At 44.5% G+C, this 25564-nt stretch carries 28 protein-coding genes and 1 other RNA gene; 19 read left to right on the top strand and 10 right to left on the bottom strand.

Translation table 11 applies throughout. The features are described from left to right. Nucleotides 1–328: 328 nt before the first annotated feature. Nucleotides 329–1195: a small-conductance mechanosensitive channel MscS gene (gene mscS, locus OCU90_RS14845; RefSeq protein ID WP_029222261.1), complete on the top strand. Its 867-nt coding sequence runs from the start codon at nucleotides 329–331 to the stop codon at nucleotides 1193–1195. 110 nt (nucleotides 1196–1305) lie between these two features. On the opposite strand, the gene OCU90_RS14840 is transcribed toward mscS, so the two are convergent. After that, nucleotides 1306–1935 (bottom strand): LysE/ArgO family amino acid transporter, encoded by a 630-nt coding sequence (locus OCU90_RS14840; protein WP_061022547.1) that lies wholly within the window; start codon nucleotides 1933–1935, stop codon nucleotides 1306–1308. A 142-nt stretch (nucleotides 1936–2077) separates the two neighbouring features. Between OCU90_RS14840 and OCU90_RS14835 the strand changes: the two genes are divergently transcribed. Together OCU90_RS14835 and OCU90_RS14830 are read left to right on the top strand one after the other, a co-directional pair. After that, nucleotides 2078–2974 (top strand): LysR family transcriptional regulator ArgP, encoded by an 897-nt coding sequence (locus OCU90_RS14835; RefSeq protein ID WP_029222260.1) that lies wholly within the window; start codon nucleotides 2078–2080, stop codon nucleotides 2972–2974. Nucleotides 2975–3084: 110 nt separating this feature from the next. Then, nucleotides 3085–3798, top strand: coding sequence for an oxidative stress defense protein (locus OCU90_RS14830; protein WP_004735362.1), 714 nt, complete (start codon nucleotides 3085–3087; stop codon nucleotides 3796–3798). 119 nt (nucleotides 3799–3917) lie between these two features. Here OCU90_RS14830 and serA read toward each other — a convergent pair whose 3' ends face one another. The 5 genes from serA to zapA form a co-directional block, all read right to left on the bottom strand. After that, entirely contained in the window at nucleotides 3918–5147 is a 1230-nt protein-coding gene (serA, locus tag OCU90_RS14825; protein WP_017077788.1) for a phosphoglycerate dehydrogenase, read from the bottom strand. Between the two features lie 261 nt (nucleotides 5148–5408). After that, nucleotides 5409–6065, bottom strand: a complete 657-nt coding sequence (gene rpiA / locus OCU90_RS14820) for a ribose-5-phosphate isomerase RpiA (RefSeq protein ID WP_017077789.1) — start codon at nucleotides 6063–6065, stop codon at nucleotides 5409–5411. A gap of 121 nt (nucleotides 6066–6186) precedes the next feature. Then, the gene (locus tag OCU90_RS14815; protein WP_061022545.1) at nucleotides 6187–6786 is read right to left on the bottom strand and encodes a 5-formyltetrahydrofolate cyclo-ligase; all 600 of its coding nucleotides are present in this window, start codon (nucleotides 6784–6786) and stop codon (nucleotides 6187–6189) included. Nucleotides 6787–6792: 6 nt separating this feature from the next. Beyond that, nucleotides 6793–6975, bottom strand: a non-coding RNA gene (gene ssrS, locus OCU90_RS14810) — 6S RNA. Between the two features lie 11 nt (nucleotides 6976–6986). Next, on the bottom strand, nucleotides 6987–7295 hold the full coding sequence (gene zapA / locus OCU90_RS14805) for a cell division protein ZapA (RefSeq protein WP_004735366.1): 309 nt from the start codon (nucleotides 7293–7295) through the stop codon (nucleotides 6987–6989). A gap of 307 nt (nucleotides 7296–7602) precedes the next feature. Between zapA and OCU90_RS14800 the strand changes: the two genes are divergently transcribed. Genes OCU90_RS14800 through OCU90_RS14790 form a run of 3 tightly spaced genes read left to right on the top strand, consistent with a single transcriptional unit; the run spans nucleotide 7603 to nucleotide 10617 of the window. Continuing rightward, a complete protein-coding gene (locus tag OCU90_RS14800; RefSeq protein WP_017075399.1) occupies nucleotides 7603–8178 on the top strand; it encodes a YecA/YgfB family protein in 576 nt (191 codons plus the stop codon). A gap of 24 nt (nucleotides 8179–8202) precedes the next feature. Beyond that, nucleotides 8203–9381, top strand: coding sequence for a 2-octaprenyl-6-methoxyphenyl hydroxylase (gene ubiH, locus OCU90_RS14795; protein ID WP_061022543.1), 1179 nt, complete (start codon nucleotides 8203–8205; stop codon nucleotides 9379–9381). 12 nt (nucleotides 9382–9393) lie between these two features. Further along, the gene (locus tag OCU90_RS14790; RefSeq protein ID WP_061022542.1) at nucleotides 9394–10617 is read left to right on the top strand and encodes an FAD-dependent 2-octaprenylphenol hydroxylase; all 1224 of its coding nucleotides are present in this window, start codon (nucleotides 9394–9396) and stop codon (nucleotides 10615–10617) included. A gap of 148 nt (nucleotides 10618–10765) precedes the next feature. On the opposite strand, the gene OCU90_RS14785 is transcribed toward OCU90_RS14790, so the two are convergent. From OCU90_RS14785 to ygfZ, 3 genes are all read right to left on the bottom strand, one after another. Continuing rightward, nucleotides 10766–10972, bottom strand: coding sequence for a DUF1107 domain-containing protein (locus OCU90_RS14785; RefSeq protein ID WP_004735370.1), 207 nt, complete (start codon nucleotides 10970–10972; stop codon nucleotides 10766–10768). 561 nt (nucleotides 10973–11533) lie between these two features. After that, nucleotides 11534–11995: an aminoacyl-tRNA deacylase gene (locus OCU90_RS14780; RefSeq protein WP_061022551.1), complete on the bottom strand. Its 462-nt coding sequence runs from the start codon at nucleotides 11993–11995 to the stop codon at nucleotides 11534–11536. Nucleotides 11996–11999: 4 nt separating this feature from the next. Then, entirely contained in the window at nucleotides 12000–12971 is a 972-nt protein-coding gene (ygfZ, locus tag OCU90_RS14775; RefSeq protein ID WP_061022541.1) for a tRNA-modifying protein YgfZ, read from the bottom strand. A gap of 167 nt (nucleotides 12972–13138) precedes the next feature. Between ygfZ and OCU90_RS14770 the strand changes: the two genes are divergently transcribed. Both OCU90_RS14770 and OCU90_RS26120 read left to right on the top strand, forming a co-directional pair. Then, a complete protein-coding gene (locus tag OCU90_RS14770; protein WP_004735374.1) occupies nucleotides 13139–13399 on the top strand; it encodes an FAD assembly factor SdhE in 261 nt (86 codons plus the stop codon). Continuing rightward, a complete protein-coding gene (locus OCU90_RS26120; RefSeq protein ID WP_308822225.1) occupies nucleotides 13347–13787 on the top strand; it encodes a protein YgfX in 441 nt (146 codons plus the stop codon). The genes OCU90_RS14770 and OCU90_RS26120 overlap by 53 nt, the downstream gene beginning before the upstream one ends. Before the next feature lie 73 nt (nucleotides 13788–13860). Here OCU90_RS26120 and nadB read toward each other — a convergent pair whose 3' ends face one another. Continuing rightward, nucleotides 13861–15477: an L-aspartate oxidase gene (gene nadB / locus OCU90_RS14765; protein ID WP_017084322.1), complete on the bottom strand. Its 1617-nt coding sequence runs from the start codon at nucleotides 15475–15477 to the stop codon at nucleotides 13861–13863. A 389-nt stretch (nucleotides 15478–15866) separates the two neighbouring features. Between nadB and rpoE the strand changes: the two genes are divergently transcribed. The 11 genes from rpoE (at nucleotide 15867) to acpS (ending at nucleotide 25295) form a co-directional block, all read left to right on the top strand. Continuing rightward, complete coding sequence (rpoE, locus tag OCU90_RS14760) at nucleotides 15867–16445, top strand: RNA polymerase sigma factor RpoE (RefSeq protein WP_004735377.1); 579 nt, start codon at nucleotides 15867–15869, stop codon at nucleotides 16443–16445. Between the two features lie 26 nt (nucleotides 16446–16471). Next, entirely contained in the window at nucleotides 16472–17095 is a 624-nt protein-coding gene (locus OCU90_RS14755; RefSeq protein ID WP_004735378.1) for a sigma-E factor negative regulatory protein, read from the top strand. Next, entirely contained in the window at nucleotides 17092–18054 is a 963-nt protein-coding gene (gene rseB, locus OCU90_RS14750) for a sigma-E factor regulatory protein RseB (RefSeq protein ID WP_004735379.1), read from the top strand. The genes OCU90_RS14755 and rseB overlap by 4 nt, the downstream gene beginning before the upstream one ends. Next, nucleotides 18051–18521 (top strand): SoxR reducing system RseC family protein, encoded by a 471-nt coding sequence (locus OCU90_RS14745; RefSeq protein WP_054541880.1) that lies wholly within the window; start codon nucleotides 18051–18053, stop codon nucleotides 18519–18521. The genes rseB and OCU90_RS14745 overlap by 4 nt, the downstream gene beginning before the upstream one ends. Before the next feature lie 137 nt (nucleotides 18522–18658). Beyond that, complete coding sequence (gene lepA, locus OCU90_RS14740; RefSeq protein ID WP_061022539.1) at nucleotides 18659–20452, top strand: translation elongation factor 4; 1794 nt, start codon at nucleotides 18659–18661, stop codon at nucleotides 20450–20452. A gap of 245 nt (nucleotides 20453–20697) precedes the next feature. Beyond that, nucleotides 20698–21594 carry a signal peptidase I gene (gene lepB, locus OCU90_RS14735; RefSeq protein ID WP_061022537.1) on the top strand — a complete coding sequence of 299 codons (897 nt, stop codon included), beginning with the start codon at nucleotides 20698–20700 and terminating at the stop codon, nucleotides 21592–21594. 26 nt (nucleotides 21595–21620) lie between these two features. Continuing rightward, on the top strand, nucleotides 21621–22298 hold the full coding sequence (gene rnc, locus OCU90_RS14730; protein ID WP_004735383.1) for a ribonuclease III: 678 nt from the start codon (nucleotides 21621–21623) through the stop codon (nucleotides 22296–22298). Further along, the gene (era, locus tag OCU90_RS14725) at nucleotides 22291–23262 is read left to right on the top strand and encodes a GTPase Era (RefSeq protein WP_004735384.1); all 972 of its coding nucleotides are present in this window, start codon (nucleotides 22291–22293) and stop codon (nucleotides 23260–23262) included. The genes rnc and era overlap by 8 nt, the downstream gene beginning before the upstream one ends. Nucleotides 23263–23364: 102 nt before the next feature. Beyond that, entirely contained in the window at nucleotides 23365–24093 is a 729-nt protein-coding gene (gene recO, locus OCU90_RS14720; protein WP_012604785.1) for a DNA repair protein RecO, read from the top strand. Continuing rightward, a complete protein-coding gene (gene pdxJ / locus OCU90_RS14715) occupies nucleotides 24090–24827 on the top strand; it encodes a pyridoxine 5'-phosphate synthase (protein ID WP_009847651.1) in 738 nt (245 codons plus the stop codon). The genes recO and pdxJ overlap by 4 nt, the downstream gene beginning before the upstream one ends. An 87-nt stretch (nucleotides 24828–24914) precedes the next feature. Further along, nucleotides 24915–25295 (top strand): holo-ACP synthase, encoded by a 381-nt coding sequence (gene acpS, locus OCU90_RS14710; protein WP_017077798.1) that lies wholly within the window; start codon nucleotides 24915–24917, stop codon nucleotides 25293–25295. The last annotated feature ends 269 nt before the right edge of the window (nucleotides 25296–25564 follow it).

Below are 25564 nucleotides of genomic sequence, written 5' to 3'. Positions count from 1 at the left end.
TATATTAGATCATGAATTTAATGGAATTGGTATAAATATGTGAAAAACCTAGCGTGCGGTGAATAAATTTCGTAGTCTTTTAGTTATCGGTATTTGTGTTTATTAGTAAGTTTTATTAATTCAAAAGCTTACATAAATATGACTTTGCAATCTGTCAAAGATAGGATATCGTGCCGAAAAATTGGACTTGGTTCAGTTTATAAAAAGGACTTAGCTTTAATTTACTTTTAACACAATGACTTAACAGGCTTTGAACTGTTTCTTATTGTTAAGTGATTTTGGCTTAAGACAGTTTAGCTCATAGCATATTATATAGAGGATGCACATTATGGCTGATAGTTCGACAGCGCTTGAGACTCCAATTGTGGATGGTTTGTCTCACGCAGAGCAGTGGTTAACAAATAACTCAGATCTGTTTATTCAATACGGTGTAAACATTATCTCAGCACTGATAATTCTATTTATTGGTAATCTTATTGTTAAAGCAGTAGCGAATAGCGTGTCTAAGGTTCTTCAGAAGAAGAAAATGGACCGAGCAGTTGTGGAATTCGTCCATGGTTTAGTTCGTTACTTGTTATTTGTTATTGTTTTAATTGCTGCACTTGGTCGTTTAGGCGTTCAAACTGCATCTGTAGTCGCTGTTATTGGTGCGGCTGGTTTGGCTGTTGGTCTTGCACTACAAGGCTCACTATCTAACTTTGCTGCGGGTGTACTTATCGTTGCATTCCGTCCATTCAAGTCTGGTGACTACGTGGAAATTGGTGGTGTAGCAGGTTCAGTTGATTCAATTCAGATCTTCCAAACCGTTCTAACAACACCAGATAACAAAATGGTTGTAGTACCTAACGGTAGTGTTATCGGTAGCCCAATTACTAACTACTCTCGTCATGATACGCGCCGTATTGATCTAATGATTGGTGTTTCTTACAACGCCGATCTTCAAAAGACAAAAGCGCTACTGACTAAGATCTGTGAATCTGATGAGCGTGTACTGAAAGAGCCTGGCGTTCAAGTTGGTGTTCACACACTAGCGGATTCTTCAGTTAACTTTGTCGTTCGTCCATGGGTTAGCACTGCAGAGTACTGGAATGTTTACTTCGACCTGATGCAAGCAATCAAAGAAGGCTTGGATAATGAAGGTATCGAAATCCCATTCCCGCAAATGGATGTACACATGAATAAAGTAGAAGCTTAATTCCTAGTTAGTTTTTCTAGCTATAAGCTTTTATAAGGAAAGGCGGATAACTTAGGTTATCCGCCTTTTTTTGATGAGTTAAGTTTGTGGGGGGCGCAATATGAACGGATTTAGCCGTACTGCTCAATGAGTCCATTGGCGAGTACAAGTGCAATAGCGAACATCATGGTTGCTACCGCGATATCGATGCCTTTCTTTACTTTGGGTTTCGATAACGTTGGGCCTAGCTTTGCAGCGCCTAATGACAAAGAGTAAAACCACACGAATGAAGCTAAGATAGTCCCCATAGCAAAAGCTATTCTATCGTTGCCTTCAAACTGCCCGCCTATGGATCCAAGAATCACTACAGTATCTAAATAAAGATGTGGGTTTAATACGGTTACTGCCAATGCACCTAAAACAACGGTGCGCTTGCCACGAGCCAATATCTCTCTCTTTGATTCATCACTGGTGCGCGTTCTGAACGCACTGCGCAGTGACAATAAACCATAAACGGTTAGGAATGCGATACCACCCAGTGTCACTGAGGTGAGCAGTAATTCATTTTGCGACAGGATCGCTCCGCCACCAAAGATACCCAATGAGATGAACAAGGTATCGAGTAGGCTACAAATCGTCGCTGTGGTTAGGTGGTGATTGCGTTTAATCCCTTGATTTAAGACGTACGCATTCTGAGCGCCAATAGGGATGATCATGCTCGCCCCTAGACCAAAACCTTGTAATAAAACCCAAAAATTCATTTTAACCTCCACTTATTTAACGATATTTACGTGCTATATGGCGAAGATACTCTGACCCTTTAAATAAGTATAATTAATGATTTTAATCTATTATTAGAGTTGCTAATGTGAGCGGTAATCAGGTCAAAAAGGAAGCAAGTTGATGCGTGGATTGGATTATAAATGGATAGAAGCACTGGATGCTGTGGTGAAACAACGCAGTTTTGAAAGGGCAGCCGAGCAGTTATATATTTCCCAGTCTGCGGTGTCTCAACGCATCAAACAACTGGAAAAATGGTTAGCTCAACCCGCGCTTGTGAGAGAAAGCCCACCAAGGCCAACACCAGCAGGAAAAAAACTGTTGGGTTTGTATCGTCGTGTTCGCTTGTTAGAGCACGAGCTTGTCCCAGAGTTGATGAACGAAGAGGGAACTCAGCCTCTTTCTCTGTCTATTGCGACCAATGCTGATAGCTTGGCGACATGGTTACTTCCTGCGTTATCTGATGTGATGAATTCACGTCAAGTTGAGTTGAACCTCGCGATTCATGGTGAATCAAGAACCATTGAGAAGATTAAAAGTGGTGAGGTTGCTGGGGCAATCAGCCTCGAACCTCAACCTATTCCGGGTTGCAGTGCGGACTATCTTGGAAGAATGGATTATGTGTGTGTGGCGAACCCTAGCTTCCATCAACGTTACTTCTCTGATGGAGTGAACTATTCAACACTAACCAAAGCCCCAGCGGTTTCGTACGACCAATACGATGATCTGCATAAGAAGTTTTTGCATGATCATTTTAACGTCCCGAGAGATAGTGTGATCAATCATACTGTCGGCAGCTCAGAAGCATTTGTACGCTTGGCATTGTCGGGCGTTGCCTACTGTTTGATTCCTCGATTGCAGATTATCGAGGAGCTAGAGTCTGGTGCTTTGATTGATATTACGCCCGGCTTTTTGTTGTCCTATCGAATCTATTGGCACCATTGGCAATTAGAGAGCGGGGTATTAAAAGAGATCTCTCAAGCGATATTAAATTATGCCCACAACCACTTACCTCAGTAAGCTGTTGGTTTTTGCAGCGTCAAAGTTGTGTTAGAAGTCCTGTAGCGGGATTGGTTATGTGACAAATTGCTCTATGATAAAAGAACATTTGTTCAGCATAGGTCTACCTAATGAAGTTTGTACCAAAGATGTTAGCAACGTCTCTTACTCTTACTGCAGCATTGAGTGCTGTGAGTTTTCCATCATTGGCTGACTCGCCATCTTTTCCGCATATTTCAACGACAGGCTATGGTGAAGTGATCGCGACACCAGACATGGCGACATTTTCAGTTAGAGTCGTGGAATCGACGATGACTGCTGAACAGGCTAAAAACACAGTTGATAAAGTGGTGACTGGCTTTCTAAATAAGCTACATCAAGCGGGTGTTGATGAGGCGAATGTACACAGCTCTAACCTGTATTTATCTCCTCAATATCATTACCCGAAAAATGGTAAACCTGAACTGGTTGGTTACCGTGCGTCACGTAATGTGACCGTTCAAGTGAATGAGCTAGCCAACTTAAATGACTACATGGATATTGCCATCGGGCAGGGTATTAACCAGATCGATAATATCCAACTTCAAGTTCGTGACCAAGCTAAGTATCAGGAGCAAGCGCGCTTGGAGGCCATTAAAGATGCGACATCAAAAGCTAAATCATTGGCGAGTGGTTTTGAGCGCGAGTTAGGTGATGTATGGCGCGTAGATTACAACGCACAATCTTCTCAGCCTGTATTGATGCGTTCAATGGCGATGGATGCGAGAACCGAGTCGAATTCTTATGAAGATTCGACGATCACCATTCGTGATCGAGTGAATGTGATCTATCAACTAGAAGAGTAGTGAACATACCTCAGGAAGGGATTAGATCATCATGATCTATTTACCTACAGTAGGCCAAATACTAAAAAGGCTCTCATTACGAGAGCCTTTTCTATTTTACTTATGATCTAATTCGATGATTAGTGAAGTAGACGAGCACGAATTGTGCCTTCGATCTCTTTCAGTTTAAGCAGAGCTTCTTCTGAACGATTCGCTTCCACGTCGATAACCACATAACCCATATCTGCTGCAGTTTGTAAGTACTGACCTGCGATGTTAATCCCTTCCTCTGCGAAGATGGTGTTAATTTGAGTTAGGATACCCGGACGGTTTTCGTGAATGTGCAGCAGGCGAGAAGCACCTGTATGCAGTGGTAATGATACTTCAGGGAAGTTAACACTTGATAGCGTTGAGCCATTATCAGAGTATTTTGCAAGCTTACCTGCTACTTCAACACCGATGTTCTCTTGTGCTTCTTGAGTTGAACCACCCACGTGAGGCGTTAGGATCACGTTATCGAACTGCATCAATGGTGACTCAAATGGGTCAGCATTGGTTTTTGGTTCCGTTGGGAATACATCGATTGCTGCACCTGAAAGGTGACCAGAATCTAGGGCGCCGCACAGAGCTGGGATATCTACTACCGTGCCACGTGCAGCATTGATAAAGATAGAACCAGGCTTCATGCGCTCGAACTCTTCTTTACCCATCATGTTCTTCGTTTCATTGGTTTCAGGTACGTGCAAAGAGATCACGTCACACTTGTTCAGCAAGTCAGTCATAGTGTGAACTTGAGTTGCGTTACCCAAAGACAGCTTGTTTTCGATATCGTAAAAGTAAACTCGCATACCCAGGTTTTCAGCAATAATACCCAGCTGAGTACCAATGTGACCGTAGCCAATAATACCTAAACGCTTACCACGAGCCTCGTAAGAGTTGTCAGCACTCTTTTTCCAGATACCACGGTGAGCAAGAGCATTCTTCTCTGGGATACCGCGTAGTAGCAATAGAACTTGACCAAGAACCAGCTCAGCAACGCTTCGAGTGTTTGAGAACGGTGCATTGAAAACAGGGATACCGCGTTTTGCTGCCGCTTGAAGGTTAACTTGGTTAGTACCAATACAGAAACAACCGACTGCAACTAGCTTTTCAGCTGCATCAATAACTTCTTGGGAGATGTTGGTGCGAGAACGGATACCAATGAAATGAGCATCTTTCACTGCTTCAAGAAGTTCATCTTCAGGTAGTGAGCCTTTATGGTACTCAATGTTTGTGTAACCAGCGGCTTGCAGTACTTCTACAGAAGAAGGGTGAAGACCCTCTAGAAGTAGAATTTTAATTTTTTCTTTTTCCAGTGAAACTTTGGCCATTGTTCTCGTCCTTAAAATGGAAAGGTTGGGCAAATGCGGCGCACGTGCTACAAAACGGCTAAAAGAGGAACTTATTCACCATTTTGTCAGGAGACAAACGTTTTCCCTGTGCGTCTTCTGAACAATAAAGTAACAAAAAAAAAATGTTTTGGGTAAGAAAATTACGGAATAAGACATAATTTTACAGCCGAAAAGCAAAAAAAACGGCGCCCTTGGGCACCGTATGTAATGAAGTAACAGAAAAACTCAATCTTCTATTATTTATTCTTCAATTTTTGCACCTTCAGGTGTGCCTGTGATAACCACATCAGCACCACGGTGAGCAAATAGACCAACCGTAACCACACCAGCGATACCGTTGATGATATCTTCTAATTGTTTCGGGTTTTCGATCGCCATGCCGTATACATCTAGGATCATGTTGCCATTATCAGTTGTGCAACCTTCGCGGTAAACTGGGTCACCACCAAGCTTTACTAGTTCACGTGCAACATATGAACGTGCCATTGGGATAACTTCAACAGGCAGTGGGAATTTACCCAACACATCAACGGCTTTAGTACCGTCAACAATACAAATAAACTTATCCGAGATAGCCGCTACGATTTTTTCACGAGTCAAAGCTGCACCGCCGCCTTTGATCATGTCGCGTGAACCGTTGATCTCATCTGCGCCATCAACATAGATGTCTAACTTGAATACGTCATTACACTCAAATACTTTGATTTCTAGCGCTTCTAGTTTTTCAGTAGAGGCTACAGAGCTTGAAACCGCACCTTTGATTTTTTCTTTCATTGTGCCCAGTGCGTCGATGAAGTGATTTACTGTAGAGCCAGTACCTACACCTACAATGCTGCCTTCTTCAACATATTGAAGTGCTGCCCAGCCAGCTGCTTTTTTCATTTCATCTTGAGTCATGCCATTCTCCTGAATAAGGTCTTGCGCTGTGAATTAATCGTTCGCGTATTGAAGTTAACGTTTGGGTATTGGGTTAACGTTTGGATATCGAGGTTAACGTTTGCGGCGCGATTATAGCGCTTTAATGGCTGTTTTCCCATTGCCAAGTCTTACTCGGAGTCACGATTTTAGGTAACGGAATGTCCCATTCTTCAATTGGCAGTGTATCGACATGCTGGCAATCATGAGCCAAACCAATTGGCGTTGCGCCTTCACCAGTCTCAAACCATCGAGCCAAGGTACGATCGTAATATCCGCCGCCCATGCCTAAGCGATGCCCTTGAGAGTCAAAGCCTACAAGGGGAGTCACAATGAGATCGAGTTGCTGACAAGGTTTAACCAGCATTTGATTGAGTTGAGGTTCGACAATGCCGTACTTATTCAAAACAGTGGGTGTGGTTGGAGAGTAATGTAGAAACAGCAGATGTCCGGCAGAGAAGGGGTGTAATACTGGTAAATAAGTTTGCTTGCCTTGCGCCCATAACCATTCAATTAACGGCTGGGTATCGAGTTCGCCATCGATAGAGATATAGAGGGCAATATGTTGAGCTGACTGAATCTCATCAAGCTGCATGCACTGCTTAACTAAGTCTATACTGGATTGAGTTTGTTGGTCGCCAGATAAGGCATTGCGTTTGATACGGATCTGTTTGCGAAATTCGCTGCGTGTGAGCGTCTTCATAAGAAGGGATACCCCAAAGTGCCGTTGAGAATAGATGGCCCTTGAACCAGCGAGTTCAAGGCGGATCAGCAATGATTACCGTAGGCTTCTCGGCGGACCGAGCATGCTCAATAGCACTCAAGTACTAACCCTTAGGGATTGCTTATCGGCTCGGGGACGTGAATCCTCTGACAAACACTCCAGGGTAAATTTTGTGTACGCTATTGCTGTCCGTGCTTAACTTTACTGAGGACATCTGAAAGTGATGTCGTGAGCTGTTCCATTCGCTCGGTCAGTGCGTTTTGTTCATCATTTGCTTCAAACTTCTTCGTTTGTAATTCATAGCAAATGTTCAGAGCTGCGATCGTTAGCAGCTTCACTTCATTGGTTACCTTAGTACGTTCAGCCATCTCTTTCAATCGATTATCAAGATCGGCCGCCGCTGCAATCAATGACTCTTCTTGCCCTGGGGGACAATTCACTCGAGTCAGTTTTCCTAATATTTCAACGTCTACCGCTTGATTACTCATGATGGATGAACTCTTTAACGCACTATTTAAGGCTGTTGCCCTTAATCATATTTTTACAAAGAAAAAGTGCAAGTACCGATGAGGAAGCAATCTCCTCTGAGGGAGAAACTATAGGTAAACCGCTATTAAGATTCAAGCTTTTCAGAGTGACTGTTTGTAAATGAGAGCTTGAGCACACAGTAATTCAGCAAATTGAACAATTGGTAGTCAGTCATCCTTCAATTGCTCAGGATCGATGCTTATCAGAATTGGGGTGAAGTGGTACGATTATACTATCGATATAAAGAATAACTGAGCGAGCTATCTGATGAGCGAAACTACTTTACCTGACTACCTAACGGTTGCGACTGAACTTCAATCGGCAAGCCTAGCCGTAAACCCTGCTGAGATGCATGGTTTATTAACGGGTATGTTGAGCGGAGGCTTAAACCTGGCAGATAAAAGCTGGCAACCACTGATCTTTGATTACACCAATGAAGGTATGGGCTGGCCAGATCGCGCATTAACGCTTGCGGAAGCAACGCTAAAAGTAACGACCAGCGAAATCACAGGTTCAGGCATGGAGCTGTCTATGTTGTTGCCGGACGAAGACGCAAGCGCAAGCCTGTTTGATCTTGCGGACGGTGTGTCTGATTGGATTAACCACTTTATTTCTGGCTTAGGCTTGGTTGGGGCTCAATTGAATAAAGCGTCTGACGGTACCAAAGAAGCTTTGGCTGATCTTGAAGAGATGGCAAAGCTGGGTATCGATGAAGAAGATGATATGGAAGAGCAGGCGCAGCTTCTAGAGCACGTTATTGAACACGTAAAAGCGTGTGCGCTAACGATTCATGCTGAATTCGGTGCTCGCCCATCTGAAGATGCGGCTCCAACCATTCATTAATCCGCTTGTCGGTTTGAGGTTATAATGGCTCAGTATGATGTTGTAATTGCTGGTGGCGCAATGGCAGGGGCGACCTTAGCCCTTGCTCTGAATCACCTCAGTCAAGGTTCACTGTCGATCGCGGTAGTAGAGCCTTATCAGGTTGATCATCAAGCTCATCCTGGCTTTGATTCTCGTTCGATCGCTTTGTCTTATGGCACGGTGCAGATCCTTGATTCTTTGCATTTGTGGCAATCTATCGCACCGGTAGCAACCCCGATTAAAGATATCCATGTATCGGATAGAGGGCATGCCGGAATGACGGACATCTACAGTGAAGAGCTTGCTGTTGATGCGCTTGGCTACGTGGTGGAGTTGGCGGATGTGGGGCGAATCTATCAGCAGAAGCTTGAGTCCGAAGCTGCAATTACGATGTTTTGCCCTGAGTCTGTCAGTAAAGTCGAACGTGAAGACTCGCTAACGACGATTGAGCTGACAAGTGGGCAAACCATAACGACTAAGTTACTGGTTGCAGCTGACGGTGCTATCTCAACCTGTTGTCAGCAACTCAATATCTCATTGAATGAGCATGACTTTGAACAAGTTGCTGTGATTGCCAATATCGTGGCTAGCGAACCTCACCAAGGTCGCGCATTTGAGCGTTTTACTCATCATGGGCCAGTCGCTCTATTACCGATGAGTGACAACCGTTTGTCGCTGGTTTGGTGTTTGTCACCGGAGCAAGCGCAAAAAGTGATGACGCTAAACGACAACGAATTTATTGAGCAGTTGCAGAATGACTTTGGTTGGCGACTTGGCCGACTCGAGAAGGTAGGCAAGCGTGCCAGTTACCCACTGATTCTTCGTCATCGTCAGCAAAATATCTCTCATCGATTTGCGATTATTGGTAATGCCGCTCAAACGCTTCACCCAATTGCAGGACAAGGCTTTAATCTTGGCATTCGTGATGTGGCTTCCTTGGCGGAAGAGTTGTGTACTCAACTCGATGATGTTGGGCGTTACAATGGGCTTGTTAACTTTAGAAAACGTAGAGAACAAGATAGAGACACGACGATTACGCTGACATCAAGCCTAGTCCATTTATTCTCAAACGATTTTTTGACCGCTCGCATTGGGCGTAATCTTGGGTTAGCCGTAATTGATAACCTTCCACCACTTAAAGGTCCACTTTTGCGTCATACGCTTGGCCTAGTAGAAAGATAAGGTAGAAAAATAATGATGCAAAGTGTTGATATCGCGATTGTTGGTGGAGGCATGGTTGGCCTAGCGCTTGCTGCTGCGTTGAAAGACAGTGACCTAAGAATTGCCGTCATTGAAGGCAGGGCACCCAGTGAAGGGCTTAGCGAATTGCCTGATGTGCGTGTGTCGGCATTGAGCCGCTCTAGTGAAGTGATTCTTCGTAACCTAGGCGCATGGCAAGGCATTGAACAAAGACGTGCTGCACCTTACCAAGCGATGGAGGTGTGGGAACAAGATAGCTTTGCTCGTATTGAGTTTGACTCGACACGTTTGGCTCAGCCGAATCTCGGTCATATTGTTGAGAACCGTGTGATTCAACTCGCACTGCTTGATCAGGTGAAGAAGCAAGATAATGTCAGCCTGTACATGCCCGCGACGTGCAAAACGATGGCGATTGGTGAAAGCGAAGCATGGCTAACGCTAGATAATGGCCAAGCACTGACCGCTAAGTTGGTTGTTGGAGCGGACGGCGCAAACTCTTGGGTTCGCAAACAACAAGATATCCCATTAACACATTGGGATTACGGACACAGCGCGATTGTCGCGAATATCAAGACCACAGAGCAACACCACAGCGTTGCTCGTCAGATATTCACACCACAAGGGCCATTGGCATTCCTACCAATGCAGCCAAGCCACATGAGCTCGATAGTTTGGTCTACGGAGCCTAATCGTGCCGAGAAGCTTGTATCCATGTCGGATGCTGATTTTAATAAGCAGCTAACGGCAGAGTTCGACTCAAAACTTGGTTTATGTGAAGTGGTTGGTGAGCGTTTTGCCTTCCCATTACGTATGCGCTATGCACGTGACTTTGCTGTAGAGCGTGTCGCTTTGGTTGGTGATGCTGCTCATACGATTCATCCGTTAGCAGGGCAAGGCGTGAACCTTGGCCTATTAGACGCAGCAAGCTTAGCGCAAGAGCTGTTAACGCTTTGGGCTGCTGGCGAGGACATTGGTACTAAACGTAACCTTCGTGGCTATGAACGCTGGAGAAAAGCTGAGGCGGCGAAGATGATTGCGTCAATGCAGGGCTTTAAAGATCTGTTTGAAGGCGATAACCCAGCCAAGAAGCTGATTCGTGGTATCGGTATGAAGCTCGCGGGTCAATTACCGGGTGCGAAAGATGAAATCATGAAGCGAGCACTGGGTTTGTCAGGCAATCTTCCTGATCTAGCCAAGCGTCCAGTTACGCACCAATAATCAACAATCGCAAATCAATAGTCGCGCACGGGTGAGGCGTTGTTGATGGTCAGCAGCTGGAGCTGATTGCCATTGACTCAATCTGAACACGAAAAAAGGGTTGACATTATGCCAACCCTTTTTGTTTTTAATTCTGTAGATAATCAGGTCATGCGTATGCGCAGCGCAGTTTCATGATTTCACTATTTATTTCTTTTACCGTTTGAAAGTGACGCCTTTCTGCTCGGTCTGGCAGCACGAGTTTACCGTTATCAAACTCAAATTTTCCTACGCCGTAAATGTAGATTCGTCCTTTGAAAAGTCGACTTACATGTTTAGCAATCATACTCGGTGTATAGCGCTTAAACAGTCTCATTTTAATTATCCTTATATTTACCTAGCCTGCATATTATAGAAAAACTCCGAGATAATAATTGTGATAAGCATGGAGTAATATGCAGTAGAGTTGACGTGAATTAGATATTTGTGCTGTTCTAAGCACTTTCTTCAGTAAATATCTATTTTTACGTGAGCTCCTCCCCAAAATAATACTGAGTAGTGAACTGCTGTGAACTTTCCTGTCCGGTATTAAGCAGTGATAATGTTACAAGTATAAGAATAGGCGGGATTTTTTTGTTTGTGTAATCAAATTGTAAATTTTTGACAAAAAAAAGCCCGTCTAAAACGGGCGAATAGTCACAGATGCATTACACAAAAGTGGATACTGATGTTACTCAGTGGATTCACTTGTACTGATTTGCTTAAAAGCTAGTCAGTAAATTCACAATAACGTAAATTTGCCTTTGTGACTACTTATGCTTTTATTTTGAGTAACTATTTATTATTGACGTATTCTTCTTATGACGAACTTCACACTAAAAATGTATTCAATGAAAAGTTGTACTGAAGTTTGCGAACGATGACGCGATCGAAAAGATCATCGACTGATGTCAGCAACGGTTGGTGCGCAAAGGGCCATAAGATCATTGGGATCCAGCGCAACACCAGCCATTCGATCACCCGAGCTAATAGTAACCGTCGAGTTTTTTTGAATTGAAGGATCAAAAATGATCGGCATGTATCTCTTTAGAGCAAGAGGGCCAACACACCCAGCCTTAAAGCCTGTGATCGTTTCAACATCAGCGAGTGATACACAGGTCATTCGACGGCAATTCAGTACCGAGCGTACTTTCTTGGGGTCGACAGAGCGATCACCAGCAGTACAGGCCAACGCATATTGGTTGCCCATATCCTTGAGCAAAATACACTTCACCATTTGAGAGGCGTCGATGCCTCGCTCTTGAGCTGTTTCTTCGATGCTGGTGGTTGGTTTACTTTGCATCAGCAGGCGATAGTTCACCTGCTGTTGATCCAGCCATTGTGTAATCAGTGTTTCCACGTGGTTACTCGTCGTCAAGGCTGTAAGGCAGTGGCAGGATATTCCATGTTTGATCAGGCTGCGCGGTCAGTCGAAGCTGAACATCGTCATCAAGGTTGTTTGGTAACACCATCAAACCCATCGCGTGGTTATCAGCAAATTGATAGACGTTTAATAGTCGGCCTGCACCACGCCAGTTCTCACCAACGCTACGTTCAAGTTCAATCGTATTCTCTAGAGACAGTACATCTGAAGTTGTCCCAGAAACAATGCGCATCTCACGCTTGTTCATGCCACGGTACTTGGCACGAGCAACCGTTTCTTGACCTGTGTAGCAGCCCTTTGAAAAGCTGATACCGCCAATCGCTTGTAGGTTAAGAGCTTGAGGGATGTGCTCGTTTTGCTCTGCTTTTGATAGGTTAGGCTGAGCATCAAGAATTTCATGATACTGCCAAAGCGCTTCCGATACTTTTTCAGCTGAGCTGCTTGATACCAAGGCTTCGGCTGCTTCTTGAGTAACAAGTAGAGCCCAACGGTTGTCTGAGACTTGAACGGCTGTACCACCAGAGATAGTACGCACTTTACCTTGACCCTCTGCAATCGAATCAACGTATTGGTTCGCTGAAGTGCCCATGATTCCGATAACAACGTCAGACGTCTGCTCGATATCAATTTTAGAGAACACGGCGTATTTCTTGATTTCAACTAACTCGACTTCAATTGCCGATTTAGGCTGCATAAGAGCGTAACCACCATTGTGGTGGAACAAACGAAAGATACTCCAAACCTTTCCTTTCGCATCACAATGCGCACCTAATGTAGATTCATCATTAGGAAGAGTGACGACATCGCACGTAACTTGACCTTGTAGGTACGACTTTTTGTCATCGCCTATCATGGTGATTGCGCTCCAATCCGACACGTGTGTCATCATCAGTTCTGGAAGCGATTCATTTTGCGTATGAGCGAGCGGCTGAAATGTGTTTTTCCAATCCATTTTATCTTTCCTAAGAATTTTATTTGGCTCTATGTTAATCCGGTTCTGTTTCTTTGTCAGCCTAGGTTTTTTTGTGAGCTTAGATAGGGACTGTGACTCACATAGTAGTTGCAGAGCGTATGACTTGTTACACTCCGAGAAAGAAAAATTATAGGTGAGGATAGCCAATGTACACTGCAGAGCAGAAAGCACGAATTAAATGGGGTTGCCGTCGTGGCATGTTAGAACTTGATGTAGTCATCATGCCATTTTTTGAAGAGTGTTTTGATTCATTGCAAGAGCAGGAACAGCGTGAGTTTGTTTCTCTACTTGAGTGTGATGACCCAGATTTGTTTACTTGGGTTATGGGACATGGGCGCAGTGAAAATCTAGGCCATGCTTCAATGGTTGATAAAATTGTCGCGCATAACCTCAGCAAGGTTCGTTAAGCTTCAGCTTAAACCTTCATATTCCGCATTATTTGCAAAAGGCACTGTTTCTGGGTGCCTTTTGTTTTTCATCGTCTTTTCTTCTATCCCGCTCGTTGTTGCCCTCTATTGTTTAGCTTTAATGTTCAGTTTGTTTAAAGCCAATCATGTAATCTTGAATACAGCACATGGATGCTTTGATTATAAAGAAGATGGCGAGATTCGACTCAATGACCAATCCTACACACTTAAGTCTGTTGATAAGATCTGGGCACAGTTTTTCGTCAAACTAAAATTCGAATGTGGGCATTCGGTAATGCTTTGGCGTGATAGTTGTCGTGAGCGTGAATATCGCCACTTTCTGGTGAACTTACAACGATCGCACGAGGCAAATGAGAACGCGAGATAAAAGAAAAAGGAGCACTAAGCTCCTTTTCGTTTGATTGCGTTTAGTTGATTAGCTAATAGCTTTCAAATAATGATTACGACTGGTTTCTCTCTGGCGTCAGAATCGTTGGGCCACTGTCTTTTGCAAGTTCTGGGTAATCCAACGTGTAGTGTAAGCCGCGGCTCTCTTTACGTTGCATCGCACAGCGAACCATAAGCTCAGCTACTTGTAGCAAGTTACGCAGTTCTAATAGGTTGTTCGAAACCTTAAAGTAGCTGTAGTACTCATGAGTTTCTTGCTGCAGCATCTGAATACGGCGCATTGCACGTTCTAGACGTTTATCCGTTCGAACAATACCCATGTAATCCCACATGAACAGTCTTAGCTCGTGCCAGTTGTGCTGAATGATCACTTCTTCATCACTGTTGGTGACTTGGCTTTCGTCCCATGCAGGCAGTTCAGCGCACAGTTGAGATTGGTCGATGTTTTCAACGATATCTTTTGCTGCTGCCCAAGCATAAACAACACATTCAAGCAGTGAGTTTGACGCCATGCGGTTCGCACCGTGTAAGCCGGTGTAACTCACTTCACCAATCGCATATAAGTTAGTTAAGTCGGTTTGACCTTGCTTATTCACCATCACACCACCGCAGGTATAGTGCGCAGCAGGTACGATCGGGATCGGCTCTTTGGTCATATCAATCCCTAAATCCATCAAACGAGTGTGGATCATTGGGAAATGCGTGGTGATGAACTCTTCAGGCTTGTGGCTGATATCAACATACATGCAGTCGGCACCTAGGCGCTTCATTTCGAAGTCAATCGCACGAGCAACCACATCACGCGGAGCCAGTTCACCACGCTCGTCGAAGTCCTTCATGAAGCGGGAACCGTCTGGACGACGCAGGTAGGCACCTTCACCACGTAGTGCTTCCGTCAGTAGGAAGTTACGCGCTTCTGGGTGGAACAAGCAAGTCGGGTGGAACTGGTTGAACTCAAGGTTGGCTACACGGCAACCTGCACGCCAAGCAATAGCAATACCATCACCTGAAGAGACATCTGGGTTAGAGGTGTATTGGTAAACTTTTGAAGCGCCGCCTGTTGCTAACACAACAAATTTAGCGCGCACGGTTTCAACGTGTTCTTGGTTACGGTTCCAAATGTAGGCACCGATAACTTTGTCTTTCGAACCACCAACCTTATCTTCTGTGATCAAATCTAGCGCATTGTGGCGCTCAAAGATCTCGATGTTTGGGTGATTGTTGACGTTATCTTGCAGTGAGGTTTGCATTGCCATGCCAGTTGCATCGGCAGCGTGCAGAATTCGGCGGTGACTGTGGCCACCCTCACGAGTGAGGTGATATTTTGGTTGGCCTTCCGTGCTGTTCTCATCTTTATCAAATGGAACACCACCATCAATCAGCCATTGCACACACTCTTTAGCATTTTCAGCAATGAATTGAACTGTATCTTCTTCGCATAACCCAGCCCCAGCAATTTGAGTATCTTCTACATGAGACTCAATACTGTCCGACTCATCGAACACCGCGGCGATACCACCTTGTGCGTAATACGTCGATCCTTCGCTGCGTGGTCCTTTGCTTAATACAATTACTTTTGCATGTTCTGCTACACGTAAGGCTAATGACAAGCCTGCCGCACCACTTCCTACCACTAATACATCACACTGATGTTCACGGTTTGCGTTCATAAAACTTATTAAATCCCGGGCTATAGTCGAGTTGTCCACTCTCAATTGACGTTGTCTTGTTTTAGGAGTTTGGCTAAGACTGTTATAATCTCTCCAGAGTCATCCTAAAACGCTACACAAAATCAATGTACAGACAGCTATCTAGAAATATTTAATTGCTCAATACCATTGCTTTTGCTCAAGTTTCCCCAAATTGATAGGGATAGCTATTTTTATTACATCACATTGTGAAACAATAATGGCAAATAATTTTAAGAAAGTTGGAACTTTCGGTATTTGGCTTAGTCACAATAGTGCTCTTGTAGACGGTGGTGTCAATACTACATTTCGCATAATTAGTACCCATATCTGTGAAGGTAAGGGTTATAACAATAGGAGTACCCGCTCGAATGAACGAGCAGCTAACCGATCAAGTGTTGATTGAGCGAGTTCAGAGTGGAGATAAGCAGGCTTTTAACTTACTAGTGGTTAAGTACCAAAATAAAGTTTGTAATCTTATCTCTCGATACGTGAATAATTCCGGTGATGTACCTGATGTAGCACAAGAAGCTTTTATTAAAGCTTACCGCGCGATACCTAACTTTCGTGGCGAGAGTGCCTTCTATACATGGTTGTACCGAATTGCCGTGAACACCGCTAAAAATCATATCGTTGCCCAGAGCCGTAGGCCGCCAGCAACAGATGTAGATGCAGAAGATGCAGAATATTACGAAACAGGCAGCGCGTTAAAAGAAATATCGAACCCTGAGAACTTAACGCTGTCAAACGAATTGAAACAAGTTGTTTTTGGAGCGATTGAAGCGCTACCAGAAGACTTAAAAACTGCAATGACGTTGCGTGAGCTCGAAGGTTTGAGCTACGAAGAGATTGCAGAAGTAATGGATTGCCCTGTAGGAACCGTACGTTCGCGTATTTTCCGAGCTCGTGAAGCGGTGGAAAAGAAAATTAAGCCTCTTTTGCAACGCTAGAACTTGTAATAATTATGGTGAAAATAATGGCTGATAAAGAAAAGCTTTCGGCACTCATGGATGGTGAAACGATCGATAAAGCTCTCATTGTAGATCTCGAATCTGATCAAGAAAGCATGGATACCTGGCAGAGTTACCATCTAATTGGTGATGTTATGCGTGGGGATGCGCCAGAAACTCCAGAGTGGAACATTGCTAACAGTGTTGCGGCAGCGCTTGATAATGAGCCTGCACATAGTGCAATGCCGAACCTGCACCAAGTGCATGTTGAACCAACTGTTGCTCCAATTGAAGAGCAGCCTAAACCTCAGCAAGCGAAGCGTCAGCTTCCAGCGTGGTTACAACAGTTTGGACAAGTTGCCGTGGCAGCGTGTGTCTCACTAGTCGTTGTACTAGGTGTTCAACAATATGGTGGCAGCGACCCTGCTGCGCCAGAGCAGTTGCCTGTACTCCAGACGATTCCATTTGCGGGTTCTGCGGAACCAGTAAGCTTAACGCGTGACTCTGTTGAGAAGCCAGCATCTGAAGCTAACTTGCAAGAGCAGCGTAAACGTGTTCATGCAATGCTAGAGGATTATGAGCTGCAGCTAAGATTAAACAGTGATGCATCGCCAATGCAAGATGCACATCTAGAATCGGACATTGAATGAAGAAAATCCTGGTCAGTGCACTGACACTGTTCAGCTTGATGTCTCCAACAGCCTTTGCAGAGGAACCCACTGCAAAGGCGTTGTTACATCAGATGAACGAGGCCAGTCAGCATCTAAATTACGAACTCTCCTACATTTTGATCAAGAAGAGCAGTATTGAACCTCTTGTTTATCGCCATGCGGTTAACGACGACCAACAACTTGCACACCTTGTTTACTTGAGCGGGCCTATCCGTGAAGTTATTCGACGTGGTGATGAAGTCAGTTATATTGAACCGGGCACAGAACCGTTTACCATTCAATCTGGCAGTATGGTTGCACCTGTTATTCCGATGATTAATCGAGATATTGATGCGCTCAACGACTATTACGATTTCGTTAAAGTTGGTCGTGCTCGTGAAGCTGGAAGTACTACGCAAGTATTGCGCGTGGTGCCGAAAGATGGCCTTCGTTACTCTTACGTCGTTTGGGTAGATGAAAAAACGAGTCTTCCTTTGCGTGCCGATCTGTTGGATCGTGACGGCGAAGTGCTTGAACAGTACCGTACTATCTCTTACGTGGTGAACGATAAGATTGCAGAGGCAATGGGGGGCTTGAATAGCGCTCAACTGCCGAAAGTCTTATCGCTGCCGGAAGGCTTAGTGAGTGAAACTAACTGGCAAGCCTCTTGGATACCTGAAGGGTTTAAGTCAAAAGAGCTTAGTCGTTATCCAATGGCTGCGACCGATAAAATGGTTGAAAGCCAACTTTTCAGTGATGGGTTGTTTAGCTTTTCAGTTTATATCGCCGATAAAGACGAACATTCATTGAAGGGGCAGTTGGTACGACAAGGGCGCAGAACGTTACACAGCTTAGTGATTGGTGACAAAGAGATCTCTGTGGTGGGTGATATTCCGCCAGCAACCGCCAAACGTATTGCCCAATCAGTTACGTTCAATAAACCGGTACCAGCGCAATGATGACGGCGCTGGCAACCGTTAGCTCGGTTGAACAAAACGGTCAACAATACTTTGTTCAACTGAGCTGCGAACAACAAACCAGTTGCAGCAGCTGCTCGTCTCAAAAAAGCTGCGGAACGGGTATTGTTACCAAGGCCGTTGGCAATAAATCCTTGTTTTGGCAGCTTAAAACCAAAAGTTTAGTTAAAGCCGGACAAATCGTAGAAATTGGCTTTCCAGAAAAAAGCTTACTGCAGTCTGCGGCTATTGTTTACCTCATTCCACTTTTCATGTTGATGATTGGTGCTGGTTTTGGACAACTCTTATTGCAACCCTTACTCCAAGGGGGCGAGGGCATTGTTATCTTAAGTGCAGCGTTGTTTACTGCTGGTGGTATTGCCTTAGCGAAGCGGTTAGCCAAACCAATGGAAGACAAATCTAAGCAAGAAGTCGTCTTGATTCGAATCCTAGGTGAGCCTCTCGTCTAATTTATGATGCTTCTTGCCCTTAAATTGGGTAGAATCTGCCAACTTGATTGAAATGCCGCCACCAATGCTGACTGTAGATTGGACGCGTCGCGGCTTTCTTATTATCCCTATTCAAAGAGTTTAGTCACACCAAGCCTATGAAGCACATTCGTAATTTTTCGATTATCGCCCACATCGACCACGGTAAGTCGACCCTTTCTGACCGCTTAATCCAAGTTTGTGGAGGGTTAAGTGAACGTGAGATGGCAGCTCAAGTCCTCGATTCTATGGATATAGAACGCGAGCGTGGTATTACAATTAAAGCGCAGAGTGTGACTTTAGATTACAAAGCGAAAGATGGTGAAACTTACCAACTTAACTTTATCGACACTCCAGGACACGTAGATTTCTCTTACGAAGTATCTCGTTCTCTAGCCGCTTGTGAAGGCGCGCTATTGGTTGTGGATGCTGGTCAAGGTGTTGAAGCACAAACTCTAGCAAACTGTTACACCGCTATCGAAATGGAACTGGAAGTAGTGCCAATCTTGAACAAGATTGACCTACCTGCTGCTGAACCTGAGCGTGTTGCTGAAGAAATCGAAGAGATCGTTGGTATCGATGCGATGGAAGCAACGCGTTGTTCTGCAAAAACCGGTATCGGTGTTGATGACGTTCTTGAAAACATCGTAACAGCTATCCCACCACCGGAAGGTGATCCAGACGCGCCACTACAAGCGTTGATCATTGACTCTTGGTTCGATAACTACTTAGGCGTTGTTTCTTTGGTTCGTATCAAGAACGGTAAGCTGAAGAAGAACGACAAGATTAAAGTAATGTCGACAGACCAAGTTTGGGGTGTTGACCGTTTAGGTATCTTCACACCTAAGCAAATCGACACAACAGAGCTAAATACTGGCGAAGTTGGTTGGGTTGTTTGTGGTATTAAAGACATCCTTGGCGCACCTGTTGGTGATACGTTGACGCTTGCAAAAGGCGGTAGCACAGAACGTCTACCTGGTTTCCAAAAAGTGAAGCCTCAGGTATACGCAGGTCTATTCCCTGTATCGTCTGATGACTACGAAAACTTCCGTGACGCACTAGGCAAATTAAGCCTGAACGATGCATCACTGTTCTACGAACCAGAAAGTTCAGCAGCACTTGGCTTTGGTTTCCGTTGTGGCTTCTTAGGAATGCTTCACATGGAGATCATCCAAGAGCGTTTAGAGCGTGAATACGACCTAGACCTAATCACAACGGCACCAACCGTAGTGTACGAAGTTGTAAAAACGGATGGCAGCATTCTTTACGTTGATAGCCCGGCTAAACTGCCTGCGACTAATGATGTAGAAGGGATTCGTGAGCCTATCGCTCGTTGTAATATCCTTGTACCGTCAGACTACCTAGGTAACGTAATTACCTTATGTGTAGAAAAACGTGGTGTTCAAGTGGATATGGTTTATCACGGTAAGCAAGTTGCTGTGACGTACGACTTGCCAATGGCTGAAGTGGTTCTAGATTTCTTCGACCGTTTGAAATCAACATCTCGTGGCTATGCGTCACTGGATTACAACTTCCAACGTTTTGAAATGTCGAACATGGTTCGTGTAGACGTATTGCTTAATGGCGAAACGGTTGATGCACTAGCAATCATTACGCACAAAGACATTGCACAGTCTCGCGGTCGTCTACTGGTTGAGAAGATGAAAGAATTCATCCCTCGTCAAATGTTTGATATCGCGATTCAAGCAGCGATTGGTAACCACATCATTGCTCGTTCTACAGTGAAACAACTGCGTAAGAACGTAATCGCAAAATGTTACGGTGGTGATATCAGTCGTAAGAAGAAACTTCTTAAGAAACAAAAAGAAGGTAAGAAGCGTATGAAGCAGATCGGTAACGTTGAACTGCCTCAAGAAGCATTCTTAGCGATTCTTCATGTTGGTAAAGACTAGGTATCAATCGCACTAACTATCTGCTGAACATTACTGGTTAAAATCGTTTATTTCTTTGTTGCAAAGATTGCAATTAGGCCCACTAGTCACTGCACTTTGCGCCTCGAACTAAACGATTTTTCCTGCGTAATCTCCCCAGCATTTAGTCAGCATGATTGATACAGATTAGAAATATTAAGCAGAGTGAAAGGGTTATACTCTTTCACTTTCGTTATTTTTAAAGAAATGAAATTTAAGGGATATCAATGGCTAATACATTTTCGCTTATTTTAGTGATCGTAACTCTAGTGACCGGCATTGTATGGGCGTTGGAAAAGTTTGTGTGGGCGAAGAAACGCCAACAAAAACTGGCTGACGTTGAAGCACAATCGAATGGCCTAGACGCTGCAACCAGCGCAAAAGTTACGGCTCAGCCTTGGTGGGTTGAGAACAGTGTGTCCATTTTCCCTGTAATTGCATTTGTTTTGGTTTTGCGTTCATTTATTTATGAACCGTTTCAAATCCCATCTGGTTCGATGATGCCAACCCTTTTGGTTGGTGATTTCATCTTAGTAGAGAAGTACGCGTACGGTCTAAAAGACCCGGTATGGCGCACTCAACTAGTCGAAACGGGCAAACCAGAACGTGGTGATTCAATCGTATTCAAATACCCACCTCAGCCGAATATCGACTACATTAAGCGTGTTGTTGGTATGCCGGGTGATACCATTCGCTACAGCAGCAATAAAGAAGTCTGCATTCAAGCGAAGGGTGGCAGTAGCTGTAAACCAGTGAAGTTAAGTAACGTTGAAGAAAGCCAATTTATTCAAGATGGTGTGCCTCTGATTCAGCTGAATGAACTGCTGGGTGATGTGGAGCACCAAATTTTAGTTAACCCATTACGTCGTGATCGTGTGCAAGCATATCAACCTCGCAATGGTGTTAACGAGTGGATCGTTCCAGAAGGCCAATACTTTGTGATGGGTGATAACCGTGACAACAGTGCTGACAGCCGTTACTGGGGCTTTGTCCCTGAAGCAAACCTTGTTGGTAAGGCCGTTGCTATTTGGATCAGCTTCGAATTCGAACGCGGTTCAGACAGTGTACTTCCAACATGGATTCCTACTGGTGTGCGTTTTAATCGCATCGGTGGGATTCACTAATCGATCACATAACACATCGAGAGAGCATGAATTCTCCAATTGATAAACTAGAGAGAAAGATTGGCTATCAGTTTAATGATGCCGATCTTATCCATCTGGCGCTGACTCACCGTAGCGCCGCAGGTAAACACAACGAACGTCTTGAGTTTCTGGGCGATTCAATTTTAAGTTTTGTTATCGCTGATGATCTTTACCACCGTTTCCCTAAGGTAAACGAAGGTGATATGAGCCGCATGCGCGCAACATTAGTACGTGGTCATACATTGGCAGAACTAGGTCGTGAATTCGAACTAGGAGATTACTTAAAATTAGGTCCAGGTGAGTTGAAGAGTGGCGGTTTCCGTCGTGATTCTATTCTAGCGGATGCGGTTGAAGCGATCATCGGCGCTGTCTATTTAGATAGTGATACCGAGGTTGTTCGCCGTATTATTTTAAGCTGGTACCAATCTCGCCTAGAGTCTATTCAGCCTGGTGTATCTCAAAAAGATCCTAAAACTCGCTTACAAGAGTTTTTACAAGGTCGAAGAAATCCCCTACCTGTCTACACAGTGACTAATATTAAAGGTGAAGCACACAACCAAGAGTTTACGGTTGAGTGTGAAGTGGCAGGTGTGGATAAACCTGTTATCGGTAAAGGCACTAGCCGCCGCAAGGCAGAACAAGCGGCTGCTGAAACAGCATTAGAGCAACTAAGCAATGTCTGATAACAATCAAGATTTCGATATCGATGCATTCTTTTCATCTGATAGCAAAAAAACGGGCCTACCGGAAAACCAACACTGTGGCTTCATCGCTATCGTGGGTCGACCAAACGTAGGTAAATCGACGCTTCTGAACCATATTTTGGGTCAGAAAATCTCGATCACATCACGTAAACCTCAGACGACACGCCACCGTATTATGGGCGTAGAAACTGAAGGTGATTACCAAGCGATCTACGTTGATACTCCTGGACTTCACATCGAAGAAAAGCGTGCAATCAACCGTTTGATGAACCGTGCGGCGAACAGCTCACTGAGCGATGTGAACCTAGTATTCTTCCTTGTTGACGGTACTCACTGGACTGACGACGATGAAATGGTGCTGAACAAGCTGAGAAAAACAGATTTCCCAGTCGTCCTTTGTATTAACAAAGTAGACAACGTTCAAGACCGTACAGACGTGATGCAACATATGATGGAAGTGTCTAAGAAGATGGACTTCCTTGATGTTGTACCAATCTCGGCGAAGCAAGGTAAGAATATCGATGTACTGCGTAAGCACGTTCGTAACTCTTTACCTAAAGCGACGCATCACTTCCCTGAAGAGTACGTAACGGATCGTTCACAGCGCTTTATGGCCTCTGAAATCATCCGTGAAAAACTGATGCGATTCACAGGCGAAGAGCTACCTTACTCAGTAACGGTTGAAATCGAGCGTTTCGATTACAACCCTGATAACGATGGCTTCCATATCAATGCTTTGATTCTTGTTGAACGTACTGGTCAGAAGAAGATGGTGATTGGTAAAGCGGGTGAGAAGATCAAAACGATTGGTCGTGAAGCTCGTATCGACATGGAAGAACTCTTCGGTCGTAAGGTTTACCTAGAGACTTGGGTTAAAGTTAAGTCTGGTTGGGCTGATGATGAGCGTGCACTTCGCTCGTTAGGCTACATCGACGATCTATAATATATTGAACGTCACTTTCTGAGATTAAGAAAGTTGAACTGAATATAATTTCAAGAGAGAGTGCGAACTCTCTCTTTTTGTATCTGTAAGAAGGGTAAGTGATTGAGCGAAGGGTTACAGCGATGCTTTGTGTTGCACCGTCGACCATACAGTGAGTCGAGCCTGATTCTGGACGTCTTCAGTGAAGAGTACGGTCGGGTGACGTTGATGTCTAAAGGTGCGCGGAGTAAGCGTTCTAATTTGAAAGGTGCATTGCAACCTTTTACGCCGCTACTGCTTAAGTGGTCTGGCAATGGTTCAATGAAAACGTTACGCCAAGCTGAACCCATCAGCTTGGGGCTTCCTCTTGCCGGTATTAATCTGTATTCCGCTATGTATGTCAATGAGCTAGTTGGCCGTGTGTTGATGGCCGAAGTGGCCATGCCCGCATTTTTTCACGACTATCTTCATGCTTTAACAGAACTCGCTCATAATGAGAACCCTGAGCCAGCGCTACGTCGTTTTGAATTGGCTCTACTTTCCGCTATGGGGTATGGCGTCGACTTTTTGCATTGTGCTGGTACTGGTGAAGCGATCGATCCAAGCATGACTTATCGCTATCGAGAGCAGAAAGGTTTCATCGCTTCTGTACGTCGAGATAACCTGACATTTATGGGCGATGAACTTATCGCAATTAGTGAACGTAGGTTTATCACTAAAGAGCAGTTAAAAGCAGCAAAACGCTTTACACGCATAGCCTTAAAGCCGTATCTTGGCGGCAAACCATTAAAAAGTAGAGAGCTATTTATGCCAACAATAGCCCTCTCTAGAGCACGGAGTATTGGAAAATGAGCTCAATCCTTTTAGGCGTTAATATCGACCATATTGCTACACTACGTAATGCACGTGGTACTAAATACCCAGATCCAGTACACGCAGCTGAAATTGCTGAACGTGCGGGTGCTGACGGCATTACCATTCACCTGCGCGAAGATCGCCGTCATATTGTTGATCGCGATGTACGTATTCTTGCTGAGACAATCCAGACTCGCATGAACTTAGAAATGGCAGTGACGGACGAGATGGTTCAAATTGCACTCGATACTAATCCTGAGTTCGTTTGTCTAGTTCCAGAAAAGCGTGAAGAGCTGACGACGGAAGGCGGCTTGGACGTGGTTGGTCAACTTGAAAAGATCAAAGCAGCGACGGAAAAACTGTCGGCAGCGGGTATCAAAGTATCTCTGTTTATCGATGCAGATCGTGAGCAAATTGATGCAGCAAAAGCGTGTGGCGCACCGTTCATTGAACTGCACACTGGCCATTACGCTGATGCGAAAACAGAAGAAGATCAGCAGGATGAGCTTAAAAAGATTGCTGCAGGCGCAAGCTACGCAGACGATCTTGGTATCACCGTGAATGCTGGTCATGGTCTGACTTATCATAACGTAGCGCCGATTGCGGCACTTCCTGAGATTTACGAGTTGAACATCGGTCACTCGATCATGGGACGCGCAGTCTTTGATGGTTTGAATAAAGCCGTTGCAGACATGAAAGCCGTGATGGAAACAGCACGCAACAACGCTTAGGTCTTTAACTCGTCATTAGTTTAGTCGTAAGCGTTAATCAGTAGAATCGATAAAGTTAATAGATAGAAGCTTGGTAGTAGGGTAAACATGGCTGTTGTTGGATTAGGTACAGATATCGCAGAAATCGAACGTGTTGAAAAGGCACTGTCACGAAGTGGCGATGCTTTTGCTCAGCGTATTTTGACCGACTCTGAGTTTGAAGTATTTCAGCAACTGAAGCAAAAAGGGCGTTACCTTGCAAAACGCTTTGCTGCAAAAGAAGCGGCATCTAAGGCGTTGGGCACGGGTATCGCGCTGGGTGTGACCTTTCACGATTTCGAGATTTCAAACGATGAGCATGGCAAGCCAGTTCTAAGCCTACATAAAAAGGCGCGTGAAATCGCAGAAGCGAGTGGTACAAAGTCGATTCATCTGACTATCTCAGATGAGCGCCATTATGCGGTGGCGACGGTACTACTCGAGTCGTAAATAGATTACCGTTACTTTATACCAATCGTAGTAAATAACTGTTCACCCTAGCTTGTTAAAAAACTCGATAACTTCGTTAGAATTTTTGATTGTAGAATAACTACTTATCGAAAAATCCTGCCTTGTTCTCAAGCTTTTTTCCTACGCTATTTTTGATCACTTACTTACTGTGATTGGTATTATATCTGGTGCTCTAGACACTAGACAGAAAAAAGCAGAGCTCATGAGCTCTGCTTTTTTATTGGCTGGTAAACCGTTTGACGAATATT

The sequence above is a fragment of the Vibrio splendidus genome (assembly GCF_024347615.1).
GTDB lineage: Bacteria > Pseudomonadota > Gammaproteobacteria > Enterobacterales > Vibrionaceae > Vibrio > Vibrio splendidus.
Note: the sequence above shows the minus strand (reverse complement) of the source record. Positions and strands in the feature narration are given on the sequence as shown.

Coding starts and splice junctions, on each gene's coding strand:
- OCU90_RS14785 (WP_004735370.1), bottom strand. CDS start 10,972: ATGAGACTGTTTAAGCGCTATACACCGAGTATGATTGCTAAACATGTA.
- OCU90_RS14790 (WP_061022542.1), top strand. CDS start 9,394: ATGATGCAAAGTGTTGATATCGCGATTGTTGGTGGAGGCATGGTTGGC.
- lepA (WP_061022539.1), top strand. CDS start 18,659: ATGAAGCACATTCGTAATTTTTCGATTATCGCCCACATCGACCACGGT.
- ubiH (WP_061022543.1), top strand. CDS start 8,203: ATGGCTCAGTATGATGTTGTAATTGCTGGTGGCGCAATGGCAGGGGCG.
- acpS (WP_017077798.1), top strand. CDS start 24,915: ATGGCTGTTGTTGGATTAGGTACAGATATCGCAGAAATCGAACGTGTT.
- OCU90_RS14800 (WP_017075399.1), top strand. CDS start 7,603: ATGAGCGAAACTACTTTACCTGACTACCTAACGGTTGCGACTGAACTT.
- OCU90_RS14830 (WP_004735362.1), top strand. CDS start 3,085: ATGAAGTTTGTACCAAAGATGTTAGCAACGTCTCTTACTCTTACTGCA.
- serA (WP_017077788.1), bottom strand. CDS start 5,147: ATGGCCAAAGTTTCACTGGAAAAAGAAAAAATTAAAATTCTACTTCTA.
- mscS (WP_029222261.1), top strand. CDS start 329: ATGGCTGATAGTTCGACAGCGCTTGAGACTCCAATTGTGGATGGTTTG.
- ygfZ (WP_061022541.1), bottom strand. CDS start 12,971: ATGGATTGGAAAAACACATTTCAGCCGCTCGCTCATACGCAAAATGAA.
- lepB (WP_061022537.1), top strand. CDS start 20,698: ATGGCTAATACATTTTCGCTTATTTTAGTGATCGTAACTCTAGTGACC.
- OCU90_RS14815 (WP_061022545.1), bottom strand. CDS start 6,786: ATGAAGACGCTCACACGCAGCGAATTTCGCAAACAGATCCGTATCAAA.
- OCU90_RS14755 (WP_004735378.1), top strand. CDS start 16,472: ATGGCTGATAAAGAAAAGCTTTCGGCACTCATGGATGGTGAAACGATC.
- rpoE (WP_004735377.1), top strand. CDS start 15,867: ATGAACGAGCAGCTAACCGATCAAGTGTTGATTGAGCGAGTTCAGAGT.
- rpiA (WP_017077789.1), bottom strand. CDS start 6,065: ATGACTCAAGATGAAATGAAAAAAGCAGCTGGCTGGGCAGCACTTCAA.
- OCU90_RS14745 (WP_054541880.1), top strand. CDS start 18,051: ATGATGACGGCGCTGGCAACCGTTAGCTCGGTTGAACAAAACGGTCAA.
- OCU90_RS26120 (WP_308822225.1), top strand. CDS start 13,347: ATGCTTCAATGGTTGATAAAATTGTCGCGCATAACCTCAGCAAGGTTC.
- pdxJ (WP_009847651.1), top strand. CDS start 24,090: ATGAGCTCAATCCTTTTAGGCGTTAATATCGACCATATTGCTACACTA.
- era (WP_004735384.1), top strand. CDS start 22,291: ATGTCTGATAACAATCAAGATTTCGATATCGATGCATTCTTTTCATCT.
- OCU90_RS14770 (WP_004735374.1), top strand. CDS start 13,139: ATGTACACTGCAGAGCAGAAAGCACGAATTAAATGGGGTTGCCGTCGT.
- nadB (WP_017084322.1), bottom strand. CDS start 15,477: ATGAACGCAAACCGTGAACATCAGTGTGATGTATTAGTGGTAGGAAGT.
- rseB (WP_004735379.1), top strand. CDS start 17,092: ATGAAGAAAATCCTGGTCAGTGCACTGACACTGTTCAGCTTGATGTCT.
- rnc (WP_004735383.1), top strand. CDS start 21,621: ATGAATTCTCCAATTGATAAACTAGAGAGAAAGATTGGCTATCAGTTT.
- OCU90_RS14835 (WP_029222260.1), top strand. CDS start 2,078: ATGCGTGGATTGGATTATAAATGGATAGAAGCACTGGATGCTGTGGTG.
- zapA (WP_004735366.1), bottom strand. CDS start 7,295: ATGAGTAATCAAGCGGTAGACGTTGAAATATTAGGAAAACTGACTCGA.
- OCU90_RS14840 (WP_061022547.1), bottom strand. CDS start 1,935: ATGAATTTTTGGGTTTTATTACAAGGTTTTGGTCTAGGGGCGAGCATG.